General features: G+C 43.4%; 10 protein-coding genes. 4 read left to right on the top strand and 6 right to left on the bottom strand.

The genetic code is table 11. The annotated features are described in order from the left end of the window. Positions 1–4: 4 nt before the first annotated feature. The 4 genes from AC1XUE_RS06955 to rpe all read right to left on the bottom strand — a co-directional run bounded on the left by AC1XUE_RS06955 (position 5) and on the right by rpe (position 6,022). Complete coding sequence (locus tag AC1XUE_RS06955) at positions 5–1,864, bottom strand: glycosyltransferase family 39 protein (RefSeq protein WP_483355215.1); 1,860 nt, start codon at positions 1,862–1,864, stop codon at positions 5–7. Between the two features lie 85 nt (positions 1,865–1,949). Beyond that, on the bottom strand, positions 1,950–3,974 hold the full coding sequence (locus AC1XUE_RS06950; RefSeq protein ID WP_483355214.1) for an OmpA family protein: 2,025 nt from the start codon (positions 3,972–3,974) through the stop codon (positions 1,950–1,952). Positions 3,975–4,088: 114 nt separating this feature from the next. Then, positions 4,089–5,369, bottom strand: a complete 1,281-nt coding sequence (locus tag AC1XUE_RS06945; RefSeq protein WP_483355213.1) for an apiosidase-like domain-containing protein — start codon at positions 5,367–5,369, stop codon at positions 4,089–4,091. After that, positions 5,366–6,022 carry a ribulose-phosphate 3-epimerase gene (gene rpe, locus AC1XUE_RS06940; protein WP_483355999.1) on the bottom strand — a complete coding sequence of 219 codons (657 nt, stop codon included), beginning with the start codon at positions 6,020–6,022 and terminating at the stop codon, positions 5,366–5,368. The genes AC1XUE_RS06945 and rpe overlap by 4 nt, the downstream gene beginning before the upstream one ends. Before the next feature lie 117 nt (positions 6,023–6,139). Between rpe and ligA the strand changes: the two genes are divergently transcribed. Further along, entirely contained in the window at positions 6,140–8,245 is a 2,106-nt protein-coding gene (gene ligA / locus AC1XUE_RS06935; protein ID WP_483355212.1) for an NAD-dependent DNA ligase LigA, read from the top strand. A 611-nt stretch (positions 8,246–8,856) separates the two neighbouring features. Here ligA and AC1XUE_RS06930 read toward each other — a convergent pair. Next, positions 8,857–9,423 carry a transposase gene (locus tag AC1XUE_RS06930; protein ID WP_483355211.1) on the bottom strand — a complete coding sequence of 189 codons (567 nt, stop codon included), beginning with the start codon at positions 9,421–9,423 and terminating at the stop codon, positions 8,857–8,859. Positions 9,424–9,596: 173 nt separating this feature from the next. Continuing rightward, positions 9,597–10,643 carry a T9SS type A sorting domain-containing protein gene (locus AC1XUE_RS06925; RefSeq protein WP_483355210.1) on the bottom strand — a complete coding sequence of 349 codons (1,047 nt, stop codon included), beginning with the start codon at positions 10,641–10,643 and terminating at the stop codon, positions 9,597–9,599. Positions 10,644–11,370: 727 nt separating this feature from the next. Between AC1XUE_RS06925 and dapA the strand changes: the two genes are divergently transcribed. The 3 genes from dapA (at position 11,371) to AC1XUE_RS06910 (ending at position 14,316) form a co-directional block, all read left to right on the top strand. Beyond that, entirely contained in the window at positions 11,371–12,261 is an 891-nt protein-coding gene (gene dapA, locus AC1XUE_RS06920) for a 4-hydroxy-tetrahydrodipicolinate synthase (RefSeq protein ID WP_483355209.1), read from the top strand. Positions 12,262–12,432: 171 nt separating this feature from the next. Then, positions 12,433–13,500 carry an aminotransferase class V-fold PLP-dependent enzyme gene (locus AC1XUE_RS06915; RefSeq protein ID WP_483355208.1) on the top strand — a complete coding sequence of 356 codons (1,068 nt, stop codon included), beginning with the start codon at positions 12,433–12,435 and terminating at the stop codon, positions 13,498–13,500. A gap of 102 nt (positions 13,501–13,602) precedes the next feature. Then, positions 13,603–14,316 carry an NUDIX hydrolase gene (locus AC1XUE_RS06910; protein ID WP_483355207.1) on the top strand — a complete coding sequence of 238 codons (714 nt, stop codon included), beginning with the start codon at positions 13,603–13,605 and terminating at the stop codon, positions 14,314–14,316. The last annotated feature ends 75 nt before the right edge of the window (positions 14,317–14,391 follow it).

Here is a 14,391-nt window from a genome sequence, read left to right as displayed (position 1 = left end):
TATGTTAGTATTGTTTCCCTTTCAAATCCATGATTGTCAGGGTATCATTCTGTGCAGCGCGTACCAGGAATATTTTGTCTGTCTGAGTAGTATCCATGGCCTGAACATAGGATGCCTCTTTGGGTAAATACAAATTAGTGATTTGCGCTTCACGTATTGAATAGGATAGAAAAGTTCGGTCCATTTCAGAAACCATAGGGAAAACGGGAGCGGGGTAGAAAATGGTATCTCCTTTCTGATAAACTTCTTTGATCTTCTGCGCTGCCTCATAATAGGGATTTGGCGAACGGGGAAATGTGAAGTATCCGTATTTGGCAGATTTATCCTCATAAAATTCTTTCAGACGTATTCCGACGAAGTAGAGCTGCAGGGCAAGAAATACAAACAGAACCAGTCTGAATTCATTCTGAAGGCGCGTGAAATACTGTAGTAGTAGACTGATTAGAATGATCACATAGGGAAATGAAAAGCCCGAATAACGTTGTGTCAGCCCGAAAGTATGTCCGCCTCTGAAAGCCATTAAAACCAGAAATAGGGTAGGGACCAACCCCATTATATATAGCATCCAAAGTCTTTTTTTCTGCTCATCGCTGGCTTGTCGGTGGATATCCGGAATGAATGACAAAGCAAAAAGACTTACAGACAGGATCGCGAACTGTGCCTTGTGATTGGTGTAGAACAGTGTTGTGATAATGATCAGGATGTAGGGCAGACGGTGCCCCAGCCACGAAGGTGCATTAATTTTATCACGGAACCGAAACCAAAGAATCAGGATAATTGCGGCAAGAACGGAGATGAAAACGTTTCTTTTTCCTGTCGGTCCGTCTGTCAATCCATTGGTAAAAATGATCAGATCGGAAAAAATAGGGAGTGCTTTATAGAACACGTTGGTAACGGTGGCCGGCAGTATGATGCCGTAAGGATTGTTGTACGGAATCGTTTCTGCCACACGTCGATAAAGATCTGCCTGGTAATTCAGAGAATATAAGGTATACTGGCCTCCGCCAGCTACCAGCCACCATGTAACGCCGGATAAAGCCGCTACTGCTGCTACCGCCATTCTGATCCAGCCCTGGATGCTTCTCAGGAAGAACAGCGCATATACGGCGTGTGCCAGCAAAACCGATATAGTCAGGAAATGAGATAATAAGGAGAGACCTGCTGCCAGAACATATCCTATATAAAGCCATACTGTTTTACGTTTATCAGCTCGATTCTCAATAATCTGCAGGAAAAAGTAGGTAGCAAGTAGTGTAAGAAAAAATGTGAGCGAGTAGTTACGGGCCTGATGACTGTAAGCGATGAAAAAAGGTTCAATAGCCACAATTCCTGAAGCAATGAGTGCCGTGGTGTCATCGAAAAATCTCCTTGCAAATAGAAATGTAAGTCCTATAATTCCTAAACTGAAAATGACGGATAACAAGCGAATGGCAAAATCGGACATACCGGCAACTTCCATCCAGCCATGCAGGATCAGATAGTAGAACGGACTGTTACCAATGTCGCTCCGTGTCATGGCTTCATAGTAATCAGCCAGTGTTTTAGGTGCCCAGAATTCTTTCGGTGTAAAAGTTTTTGAGGAGTAGGTTTCGGTATAGGTCAGTGACGTAATAATGGGAGAACGGCGGTATTGAATGCCAGGTGTTTTCCAAAATTCCGGGACAGACAGCTTTCTGGTTGCAAACACTTCTTTCTGATTCGCCCCTTCCAGAACTATACCCTGACTCACAACCAATGTGCTCTTCTCGTCAAAAAAAACGCTGTAAGTATCAAGACGGTGAAGTCGGAGTGCAGCTCCTGCAATGAGAATGACAATCAATATAAGCAGCGTTTTGGCGCTGTTCTTCCTGGTAGTGTGAATCATGCTTTAGGTATTTGTCGGAGGTGTTGTATACTTCCGGCGGCAAATTTCTGCGAAAATAAGCAAATTTATCCAGCCCCGAAGTTTTCTATAGTTTAAGGATTGTGAATTCAACCCTTCTGTTCCGCTTTCTGGTTTCCTCGGTAGCGTTGCTGGCAATAGGTTTGCCAGGGCCCCATGCTTTGGTTTGAATACGGTTTTGAGTGATACCTTTGGAAAGTAAATATTTTTTCACCTCCTGTACCCGTTCTTCTGACAATTGTACATTTTTAGAAATATCACCCTGATTATCAGTGTGCCCTTCCAACAGAATCTCCATAGCGGGGTATTCAGTCATAGCTGCCACAATGCGGTCTAGTTCGGCAAAAGAAGAGGGAACCACTTCTGCACTGCTTTGCTGGAACATCGTATTGTTCAGCCTGATTTGCTGACCCGCTTGTACAGGTTGCAGCAGCAGATTTTTCTGAATGGTTCTGAACCCCGTTTCTGTTAACAAGTCAATTTCTTCTGTAACCGGAAAATACCCTTTTGCACTCGCAGTGATTCTGTAAGTTTCTTTGGCTGGTAGTACAATTCTATACTCGCCGTTTTCAGGATTATAGGTAGTAGAGGTAAATATTTGCGCATCTTTTTTGATGTCAGCCAGAATATCAGCAATAACCGGTTCATTGGTAGTAGAAGACAACACCGACCCTGTTATGATGGCGACCGGCTCGGGTTTGATCTCTTCAGGAAGTGTTAGTCTGAAAATGTCATAAGATCCGAGTGAATTTGTAGCTGAGGAGAAATAGGCGTAGTCGCCGGAAGCAGGCACATTGAAATAACCATCCCATCCCGGCGTATTCACAACCGGTCCCAGATTCAACGGTTTTGACCAGTTCGTCCAGCTGTCGTCCAGTCGGGTAGTCATGAAAATGTCGTTACCTCCAAAACCGCTATGTCCGTTGGATGAGAAATAGAGCGTTTTGTTGTCCAGCGCCAGAAAAGGTGTTCCTTCGAAATCAGCCGAGTTAATTACTTCTCCCATATGCTTCGGTTCCGACCACACATCGTCCTTTTCCTTGAACGATACATAAAGATCCCGATAACCTTCGGTATCTCTTCTTTGCAGGGAAAGAACCATCACATTACCATGTGGGGATACTGCCAGATCCATCTCATTCCGGTCGCTGTACAAGCCAGGCATATTGACATCTTTTGGGAACGACCAGCCATTTTTGGTATAAAAGGATTGAGATAGTCCGAAATATACTTTTCCGTCAGGACGGTAATGATTGATCAGATATAAAGTTTTGCCATCTGATGAGATACTTACGATGGCATTATTTTCATTGTTGTTGATCGGAGCGCCAACATTTACAGCCTTGCTCCACTGGTTTCTTCCGGTTAATGTCGAAGACCATACATCCTGTTTTTCAATAGGAGGTACGTTTTCGGGATGATGGCTTCTGGTAAAGTACAGCATTTTACCATCGGGCGAAATCACCGGATTAATCTCCATACCCTTGCTATTGATATTCTTTCCCAGATTTTCCTTAACCAGATCTTTGGGAAGCTCGGGAGCGAGGTTGATCATCGCCTGCACCAGCTCCGACTTTTCGGAAATAGCTATCGCATCAATTTGATTAAATCCACGAACTTTATCTGGTTGCAACACTATTTTCACCGCATTTACGGATAATTCTTTTTGAGCAGGAAAAATATTCAGCATTCTGCCTTGTACATTCACAGGAGCTGCGTCACCGGTATATACCAGCACTTCCTTGCCGGACTCATCGTAGACATATACCCGCACAATGGCGCCTGGATTGAAATTTTCACCAACAGCAACCTGAGCCAGTCTGATGTTTTCAGAAAAACCAACTTTGATCCATTCTTCACTTCTGCTGTCGGGATCCGCAGATGTCCAGGCGCAGGGACTGTCCCCCAATGCCGGAAGTTTATTGGGTTCTCCAAGTATTTGTTTGGCGCGATATGCATGGCCATATTGATCCGGCCGGTACTCCGACGAATAACCCAAAACCTTACTTGCCCAGAGTGTTTTCTGAGAAAATGCCTGATATGGTATAATGGTCAGGAAAAAGGCAGCGAGGGTGAAGCGTATAAAAATCATGTAATTAATAACCTGCGTTTGGGCTTTAACGAAAATCAAAGTTGGCACCGTACACGAGGCATTGTTTGAATAAACAGGAATTTAAAAACCCTGATAAGATAGGCAGAATTTCTATTAATCCTGTGAGCCTATCAGTAAAATCCAGTCCCATCCGGGTTTTGGGTCAGGCGGACTTACACTGGTTGTTGATTTAGGAATAGAACTTGCTCCCGACCACCTTCTGCCGGTTCTTGGACTGTACCAGACCGCCCTGAATGTGTTGCCCTTTAAAGCATTTAAGTCAAGTTGTACCGGCTTTGACTCGGGAACATACAGCATAGCAAGGCGCTGATTGGATAATGAAAAAATTCCGATCTGCTTCTGATCGATACTGTCCGGCAGTAGTTCAGGAGCCGTTTCAGGGTACATATATTCCCAGGGAATACCTTTCAGGATTTTTACAAAATGATCAATATATTCAGCCCCATCCCGGGTTATATTGACTTTCCAGGTCGGATTAAAGTTTTTGATGGTACTCATGTGGCAGAATCCTGCAGCCGAACTCATGATGGATTGATATGCCTGGTTGCGAATCAATACGGATTGATCGGTAATCTCTTTCGGGAACTCAGAATTCGATATAAGAAATGGCTGAACAGAAAGCTCTGCCGATTTTTTTTGCCAGTTAGCCAGATTAGCGTATTCTGAATACGTAACGGTAGAATCGGGGATCACAAATTTAAGATCCGATTTGTTGGATGATCCGTCTATTGGAACGGTGGGGGAGCAGGTTGAGAGCGACGCAATCAGATTTTGACCCGTTGTACTTCTTAATCCTTCTGCTATATGTTTATATTGAGCGCTATTCTGATATTCTTCCTCGCTCACAATCCAGATGATGTTAGGGTATTTTTCGAATCTTTTTCCCAGGTATTCACCCCATGCCCGCCAGTCTGATTCCTGATGTGCATCAAATACGACATTCCAGCTTTTCCGAGAAACTACTATACCCACCACCAGATTCCGTGCACTGGCAGCAGCAACGATCCTGTCTACATAATCAAAATAAGCTTTATTGGGCTCAGACAATTTGTTGTTGCTAAAAGGAGTAATCCGTTGATGGTTGCGCTGAGAAGGCAATGCAGGGAGAAGCTGTATTAAAAATGTATTGAATGACTGAGATTTACGCTGATCCATATACTGAATAGCGTCTTCGTAGCCAAGCTTTCTGAGTAGCTGCCACGCCACATCAGCCACCATCAGAAATGGCTTTCCATTGTTGTCTGTAATGTGTTTGCCATTGGGATGAATACGTAGTGGATAAAAATCGTCCTGTATGTTATCGGCAGCCGCGAAAGCAGAGAATGATGCACCTGCAAATAGTGTAAGTAATAGCAGCAGATATCTTAGGTTCATAGTTTTCCCGCAGTTTTTAAATCTGCGATAGTCTGAACAGGATTCGACGATTTGAAGACAAAACTTCCGGCTACCAATACGTCTGCGCCATTGGCAGTGAGTAAAGCAGCATTGCTTGTATTTACGCCTCCGTCCACTTCAATCAAAAATTTATGGTTACCCTCTTTACGCATCTGGTCCAGACGCGCGATTTTTTTGTATGTATTTTCGATAAAGCTCTGCCCACCAAATCCCGGGTTTACCGACATGATCAGAATGAGGTCCACATCGCCCAGTATTTCCGATAATACTTCGGCAGGCGTATGCGGATTGATCGCCACGCCTGCCAATGCACCCAGTTCTCTGATGTGCTGAATGGTTCGGTGCAAATGCGGACAGGCTTCATAGTGTACCGTGATGATTGAAGCACCGGCATTTTTAAAATCAGCCAGATAGCGGTCGGGCTGCTCAATCATCAGATGCACATCAAGCGGTTTTTTTGCATGCCTGTATACAGCTTCACACACCGGTAAGCCAAATGAAATATTCGGGACAAACATTCCATCCATAATGTCGACATGAATATACTCAGCAGAACTGATGTTAAGCATTTCAACATCACGTTGTAGATTGGCAAAGTCGGCGGCAAGTATGGATGGTGCGATTCCGGACATCAAAGCGATAGTTAGCGAATGTAAAATATTACGCAAAACTAAATAAATTTGGCAGAAATTGGCACTACTTCAGGGATTACAAGTCGACCCTGAGCCAGAATAAAACAGTCGAGAACCATGAATCCGGAACAAAGAATAGATACGCTTAGTCAGCAAATTGAACGTTATAATTTTCGTTATTATCAGGACAGTGTCTCTGAAATATCGGATTTCGATTTCGATCAGCTGCTTAAAGAACTAAAGGATCTGGAAGACAAACATCCTGAGTTCAAAAAGAGCGATTCACCTACACAGCGTGTAGGAGGGACGATTACTAAAAATTTCGAGGCAGTGTATCATCGCTATCCGATGCTTTCCCTCGATAACACCTACAATGAGCAGGAAATCAGGAACTTCGATGACCGTGTCAGACGAGGTCTCGACGGTGAAGCGTACGAATACATATGCGAGCTTAAATTTGACGGTATATCATTGAGCTTTACGTATGAAAATGGTGTACTCGTACGAGGTATTACCCGGGGAGACGGAACGCGTGGGGATGATATTACGAATAATGTAAAAACAATCAGATCGCTTCCTTTACGGGTCAAAAGTGATAATCTCCCTCCCGTGTTTGAAATCCGTGGAGAAGGTTTTATGCCATTCAGTTCCTTTCAGAAATTGAATGAAGATATGGACACCCTAGGGGAGAACCAGTATGCTAATCCACGCAATGCAGCTTCAGGCTCATTCAAATTGCAGGATTCAGCAGAAACAGCGCGCAGGAATCTGGATTGTTATCTGTATTCTTTCCTGAGCGACGATATCATTTTTAATAGTCATGAGGAAAGTTTGCTTGCATTGAAATCCTGGGGATTTAATGTATCGCCCGGCTGGCGCAAGGTGCAGACCATCGATGAGGTGATCGAGTTTATACATGAATGGGAGGATAAGCGAGCTTCATTGCCACTGGCGACGGATGGCATTGTGGTCAAGATCAATTCCTTTGATCAACAGCGGGAACTGGGTTTTACGGCCAAGAGTCCGCGTTGGGCTATATCGTTCAAATATAAAGCTGAGAACAAGCCGGCCATTCTTCGTTCTGTGAATTTTCAGGTAGGTCGTACCGGAGCGGTAACACCGGTTGCCAATTTGTCGGATGTTACCGAACGGGATCTCGACTATAAAAAAGTGAAAGGGGTGCATCTTTCCGGTACACGTGTGAAACGTGCTACACTCCATAATGCGAACGAGATACTTCGTCTGGATATCCGTATTGGTGATACCGTTTTTGTAGAGAAAAGCGGAGAAATTATACCAAAGATAACCGGTGTAGATATCGAAAAACGCAGCCAATTTATCACCCAGCCGGTGGTGTTTCCTACCAGATGCCCCGAATGCGGTTCCGAACTGATGCGTAATGAAGGCGAAGTAGCATTCTTTTGTCCAAACGACAGCCATTGTCCGCCACAACTGAAAGGTCGGATTGAACACTATATCCACAGAAAAGCCATGAACCTGGACAGTCTTGGTGAAGGGAAGATCGAATTGTTGTTTGATCTTGGATTGGTGAAAACCCCCGCTGATTTATATGATCTGACGGAAGAAAAGCTGCTTGGACTCGAGAAAAATATCGTCAATGAAGAAACAGGCAGAACCAAGAAAATAAGCTTTCGGGAAAAGACGGTAGAGAATATCATGAAGGGCATTGAGTTGTCTAAATCAGCGCCGTTCAAGAACGTACTATTTGGTTTGGGCATACGCTTTGTGGGCGCCACGGTTGCGGATAAACTGGCTTCTTATTTTAAATCGATTGATGCTATACAATCAGCAACCTACGATCAGCTTGTTGCAGTACCCGAAATAGGAGGACGTATTGCGATGAGTATTGAATCGTATTTCAGCGTACCCGAAAACCAGTTGCTGGTAGACAGACTGAAAGCGGCCGGGGTTCAAATGGAAAGCAATGAAAAGCCGGTCGAACTGGAAAGTACTATACTGGAAGGTAAGACATTTGTGATTTCAGGTGTATTTGAAAACTTCGACAGGGACGAACTGAAAGACAAGATCGAAGCCAATGGAGGAAGAATACTCAGCGGTGTTTCCGGAAAATTGAATTACCTGCTGGCCGGTGCAAATATGGGGCCATCGAAATTGGAAAAAGCCAGGAAGTTGGGCGTGACGATATTATCTGAGGAGGAGTTTTTGGTGATGATTAGTCAAGTAAATGACAGTTTACCATAAACTTTCGTATGTTCACTCTGGTCTATATTCACAGCAATTGTACGCTTCCGTGGCCCGTGTCTTCACGGGACTTTTGCACGACCCTAATTGAAAAATTAGAGACATTGGAAACCGCTCACTGTAAAGATGATTGCATCAGGATGGCCTGTGATGACACAGGCCACGGTATTGGAAATTACATGTCCTATGAGGTCTCGAATGGAGTTAGACACAACAGATTCCATAGCCCGTGTCTTTACGGGACTTTTGCACGACCCTAATTGAAAAATTAGAGACATTGGAAACCGCTCACTGTAAAGATGATTGCATCAGGATGGCCTGTGACGACACAGGCCATGGTATTGGAGATTACATGTCCTATGAGGTCTCGAATGAAGTCAGGCACAACAGATTCCATTGCCCGTGTCGTCACGAGACCTGCGCAAGACATTATTGAGAAATTAGAGACATTGGAAACCGCTTCATTGTAAAGGTGATTGCGTCAGGCCTGTGACGACACAAGCCATGGTATTGGAGATTACATGCCCTATGAGGTCTCGAATGAAGTCAGGCACAACAGATTCCATAGCCCGTGTCGTCACGGGACCTGTGTAAGGCTCTAATAACAAGTATTAAAACCGCTCATTGTAATGTGTCAGTATGTCAAATTCGTCTTTGCCGGATTTGTAAAACTCTGCGGACGACCACCGGTATTCCTCGGGACAAAGCGCCAGGTTCCATCGCTCTTGAAGAGGATTGTTATGTATGTAGTTAATTTTTTGTTCCATTTTTTGTTTAGAATCCATCCTTATTGCAAGTGGATCCCGTTGCCAAAAACGGTAACTGCGTTCGGAGTCGTTCACTTTAAAATAGGAGAGTACGTCGGGATGATTAACCCTTAAATCCTTCAATATCATGTGACTGGTAAATTTGTTAAAGCTTGCATGTGCCATTTCCTTTCCGTTAGGTTCTTTCATCTCCCATATGACATGTAAGTGATTAGGCATAATAACAAAGCAATAAGTAGCAATCTTTTCACGTCTTACAAGCTCCTGCCAACTGGAAATGATAAGTTTTTTGTATTTATCCTGTTTGAGTAAGTGTTTCCAGTCTTTAATCGTATCTGTCCAAAAGTATACTTCGTCAAAATTCATAGGTGAATTTCTATGCTTACTTTCCTGGTGTTTATTTGATGCCATATAATTTTACTAATACAGTCGTTGAGACTCGTAGAAGTGTGGAAGGATACACGGGTTTGATCTGACTTTGTGAAGGGTAAGTTGCAATTGGCCTGTGAGGACACAGGCCATGGTAAAAACATTGCAAATTTAGGGCATACTGAATTCACCAAGCATTTCTCCTCATGCCCATCTTACCTTTGTACCCAGATCCGCCTGTTCACTACCATGCCATCGGTAGCTATAATTTTAACCAGATATGCTCCCAGTGCCAAGTGTGAGACATCAATCGTTTTGGCTATTGTGTCTGCTTTACTGTATACCATTTCACCGTTCATATTCATCAACTGTATCGCACTGACATTCTCCCAGTCCGCCATGCGAATGTTCAGAATGTTGGTTACGGGATTAGGGAACAGGTTTAATTCAATCTGTTCCAGCCTGATGTTCCGAATACCACTATAAGCAAAGGTCTGGTCCAGATCTATCATTTTCAGCCGGTAGTAGTTTGCATCAGATGCGGGGTATGTATCGGTATAGGTGTAAAAAGCCTTTTCAGTACTGTTTCCCAGGGCGGGAACAATGCCTATTTGATGCCAGATTTTCCCGTCACTACTCCTTTCAATTTCAAAACGCTCACTGTTTTCTTCTGCTGTAGTGGTCCAGCTCAGACCTACGAATTTGCTTTCTCCGGTCAGTGTGAAAGAAGACAGCTTCACAGGTAATGCCGCGTTTACATAAACCGGCATGGAGACCAGGTCATTTGCAGGATTGAGGTTCCCCGACGGCGGATAGCTGAGGTTAACATCCGTTTTTACCGTTGCATACAAAATATTCAAATCGGTTTTGTAGGCCACAACTGGAATGGCAATCGTGCCGCTAACGCCTTTTGCAATACCTTTCGGAGCGGTCAAGACAATGATCGTGGAACCGAGTGCATTCATCATCTGGCTTACGACGGTCACATGAAAGGGAGCCGCTGAAAAATCGATATCACCATGAACCCTCAGAACGGGTGGTATGGTGATGGTAAACGTAGCATCATAAGGGCTTAATGCGGTACCGGATTTGAAACCGGAGGAGTAATTTCCGATAAGTACCTCTATTGTTCCAGATTCTTTTAGTCCATAAACGGTTTTACTGAACATCATGCCACCGCAACCGGGATCAGCCTGACCAAATGTTTTTCCAAAAGTGCACGCACAAAGAAGCAGTACAAAGAATGTAGCTTTAGGTTTCATTTTAATAATTTTTGAGGAGGATCGATTGTTTCATCAATTTGTCAAATGGACAAATCGGTATTTGGGTGTTAAAAGGATAAGTCTATACCATAGGGTTCTGTTATCGTGAGACATGATTGACTACGCCGCAGCATGACACAGCCATTTAGGAAAATGCTTGGCTCAAGTGCATAGCGAAAACAAAGAAAGACCATCATAAGATAGCCGAAAACCAGGTTTATCAGTGCTAAACGTTCTCTGAGATTCTTTGCCGGAAGCGTGATGGATATGCTAAAAAGTTGCTGCTGCGTGTTGATACGCAATAGATAACAGGAGGCTGTAAAGCCGAAAAGTGTACTGACAGGTTCATAACGTAGAGGGAATAAGTTGTTTTCCCAACATCACATCCGGCTTGATCAGCTTAGAATAAAAACGTTGAGAAATTGAAGTTAATAAATGGGAAATTGATTTTTAAATAAACTACAAAAGGTTTAATTACTTTATCGTATAATGATATTTTGAAATTATGTTAGCATGGAACGCTCCAATTATCTCTATCCGGCAATACTCAATCAATCACCCATCCTGCAATGCGAGTAATCTTACCGATATGCCAACTATTTAAAGCTGACACACGACACCAACCCAAATATTCTGTCCCTTCTAAAACTCCCCCAATTTTAAATTCATATTACAGATTACTTCCTTACATTTGCACTTTGAAATTAACCAATAATATAAGATTATAATGCCATTGGACTCACGTTTCAAAGGGGTTGGAGCAGCGCTGATTACACCTTTTGATGAAAAGAATGAAATCGATTATCCTGGTCTGAAAAAACTCATTGACCTTGTTACGGACGGAGGTGTGGATTATCTTGTTGTACAAGGCACCACCGGAGAGTCCCCAACAGTTACTTCAAAGGAAAAGAAGGACATTCTTGCCTTTACCATCAAGCACAATACCAAATCATTGCCTATCGTATATGGGGTAGGAGGAAACGATACAAGAGCCGTTCTGGAAACGATCAGTACTACGGATTTTAATGGTGTGGATGCCATCCTTTCCGTTTGTCCCTATTATAATAAACCGACTCAGGAAGGTATTTTTGCACATTTTACCGCGATTGCGGACGCTTCTCCTGTACCTGTGTTGCTATACAATGTACCCGGCCGAACTGTGATTAATATGAAGGCGGATACGATCATCAAGCTTTCAGCACATCCCAACATCATTGGTATCAAAGATGCAGGTGGAAGCATAGAGCAGAGCATGGAACTGGCTGCACGTGTACCGGAAGATTTTATTCTGCTTTCCGGTGACGACAACCTGGTAACAACCATGGTCAGCGTGGGTTGGCATGGCGTCATTTCGGTTATTGCCAACGCATTTCCAAGAGAATTTACAGACCTTACCTGGCATGCGCTGGAAGGCCGTTTTACTGAGGCTGCGAAGTTGCAGCTGGCATTCCTGGAATTCGATACCTTACTTTATGTTGAATCAAATCCTGTGGGGATTAAGAAATGTCTGGAAATCAAAGGTATCTGTAGCTCTGATGTTCGTTTGCCATTGTTGAAAGCATCAGAGAAGCTGGGTGCTCAGCTGGAAAACGCCATGAAAAGAGAAGGTTTCATCTGACCTACGGTCTGAACGTTGTCGTTTACTCCTGAAGATGTAGCAATAAAAAGGCATCTCCTTAGACTGATATACAGTGAGACATAAGAAGGAAATTCTTATGTCTCACTTTTTTATTTAGCATATCAATTTTACTCCTTACATTTCATTTTTAACAAGCATATAGAAATCTCGATGACCCCTGTAATTTCCTTTTATCCCGGTCCATCCAAAGTATACCATCAAACGGAACAATACCTGCAGGACGCGTACAAAAGTGGCATACTCAGTGTAAACCATCGCAGCGATGTGTTTATGGACATGTTGGAAAGTACCATTCTTGCTTTAAAAGAAAAGTTGTCGATTCCGAATGATTATGAAATATATCTGGTATCATCTGCTACCGAATGCTGGGAAATTATCGCGCAGTCGCTTGTAGGTACATCCAGCTTGCATATTTACAATGGTGCTTTTGGCGCAAAGTGGCTGGAATATACAAAGAAAATTAAACCGGGTGCGGAAGGAGTAGGATTTGAAATCAATGAATTGCCGGATCTGTCGGGTTTACAGATTGATCTGGGTCATGATGTGATTTGTATTACGCACAGCGAAACGTCAAACGGAACTATGCTGCCGTCTACATTTATTTCGGCTTTGCGCAGTCATACCCATCAGCTTATTGCCGTAGATGCAACTTCATCAATGGCCGGTGTTGCTTTACCCTGGTCGGATGCCGATATATGGTATGCTTCTGTGCAGAAATGCTTCGGGTTGCCTGCAGGCTTGGGTGTGATGGTAGCATCTCCTGCTGCGGTAAGCCGGGCAGAACAGATTGCCGACCGTGATTTTTATAATAGCTTCCTGTTTGTCAGGGAAAATTTTCTGAAATTTCAAACGCCCTATACACCCAATGCCTTGGGTATATATCTGTTAGGGCGGGTCATGGAGCAGGTTCCGTCTATATACGAAACGGCTGCAGAATTGCATGGCAGGGCGGAGGAATGGTATACATTTCTGGCAGACAATGGGTATGAATTGCTGATAGAGAACCAATCTGTCCGATCCGATACGGTAATTGCCGTGCAGGCCGACAGGGAAAAAATTACCAGAATCAAGGCTGGCGCGAAACAGGCAGGGATTCAATTGGGTAACGGTTATGGTCAGTGGAAGGATACCAGTTTCCGGATCGCTAATTTCCCGTCCATTGCCATGACAGATATTTCACTGCTGAGGAATTTTTTGTTTTCAATTTTTCATACCTGAATTGAGTAGTAAAATGATTTTTTGGTTTTTTAAACTTTGTTTTGGATTTAATCAGGTTTAGAGCCTTCCATTATTTGATAACCAGTTTCTTAAAGCGAATACGTGCGATTAGATATATTAAAACAATACGAACGGCAGACGAAATGCCTTGTAGCCCTGGATTCCATTATTTTTGGTTTTGACGGAGAACAACTTAAACTGCTTCTTGTAAAGCGCGGTATAGAAGAGGAGCAGCACACCTGGTCGCTGATGGGTGGATGGGTACAACCGGATGAAAGTCTGGAGGAAGCTTCGGGAAGGATTTTATACGAACTTACTGACCTGACTGAAATTTACCTTGAACAGCTCCATACCTTTGGGAGCCCGCAGCGTGACCCGGTAGAACGTACAGTGTCTGTTGCCTACTTCGCGTTGATCAATGTAGAAGATTATGATCACAAAATATCCAAGAATTACGAAGCGCAATGGTTTGGTATGCAGGATCTTCCCAAATTACTTTTTGATCATGAAGCGATGGTGAACATGGCTATACAGCATCTTCGTTACAAGGCTTCCCAGCATCCGATCGGCTTCGAACTGCTGCCTGAAAAATTCACGATTCCCCAGTTGCAAAAGCTTTACGAAGCCATATTTGGCACCGAGCTGGATAAACGGAATTTCAGCCGAAAGCTTCTGTCTACGAATCTGCTGATTAAACTGGACGAAAAGCAAAGAGGCTATTCCAAGAAGGGCGCGTATTTCTACAAAATAGACGAGGATAAGTACAAAAAGCAGTTTAATACATTTCTGAATTTCCTGCCCAACGGCAATATGTAGCTATTTTATTTCGGTCAGGCTTGCTGAAAACGTTGTGTAAACAACGCCTTTTGTTCAACTTTGCGGACAAAAATG

Source organism: Dyadobacter sp. HNCC25DJ187 (assembly GCF_056895255.1).
Note: the sequence above shows the minus strand (reverse complement) of the source record. Positions and strands in the feature narration are given on the sequence as shown.

What these genes read in the sequence shown, in the direction of transcription:
- rpe (WP_483355999.1), bottom strand. Translation starts at nt 6,022, where the DNA reads ATGTCCGGAATCGCACCATCCATACTTGCCGCCGACTTTGCCAATCTA.
- AC1XUE_RS06930 (WP_483355211.1), bottom strand. Translation starts at nt 9,423, where the DNA reads ATGGCATCAAATAAACACCAGGAAAGTAAGCATAGAAATTCACCTATG.
- dapA (WP_483355209.1), top strand. Translation starts at nt 11,371, where the DNA reads ATGCCATTGGACTCACGTTTCAAAGGGGTTGGAGCAGCGCTGATTACA.
- AC1XUE_RS06945 (WP_483355213.1), bottom strand. Translation starts at nt 5,369, where the DNA reads ATGAACCTAAGATATCTGCTGCTATTACTTACACTATTTGCAGGTGCA.
- AC1XUE_RS06950 (WP_483355214.1), bottom strand. Translation starts at nt 3,974, where the DNA reads ATGATTTTTATACGCTTCACCCTCGCTGCCTTTTTCCTGACCATTATA.
- AC1XUE_RS06915 (WP_483355208.1), top strand. Translation starts at nt 12,433, where the DNA reads ATGACCCCTGTAATTTCCTTTTATCCCGGTCCATCCAAAGTATACCAT.
- AC1XUE_RS06955 (WP_483355215.1), bottom strand. Translation starts at nt 1,864, where the DNA reads ATGATTCACACTACCAGGAAGAACAGCGCCAAAACGCTGCTTATATTG.
- ligA (WP_483355212.1), top strand. Translation starts at nt 6,140, where the DNA reads ATGAATCCGGAACAAAGAATAGATACGCTTAGTCAGCAAATTGAACGT.
- AC1XUE_RS06925 (WP_483355210.1), bottom strand. Translation starts at nt 10,643, where the DNA reads ATGAAACCTAAAGCTACATTCTTTGTACTGCTTCTTTGTGCGTGCACT.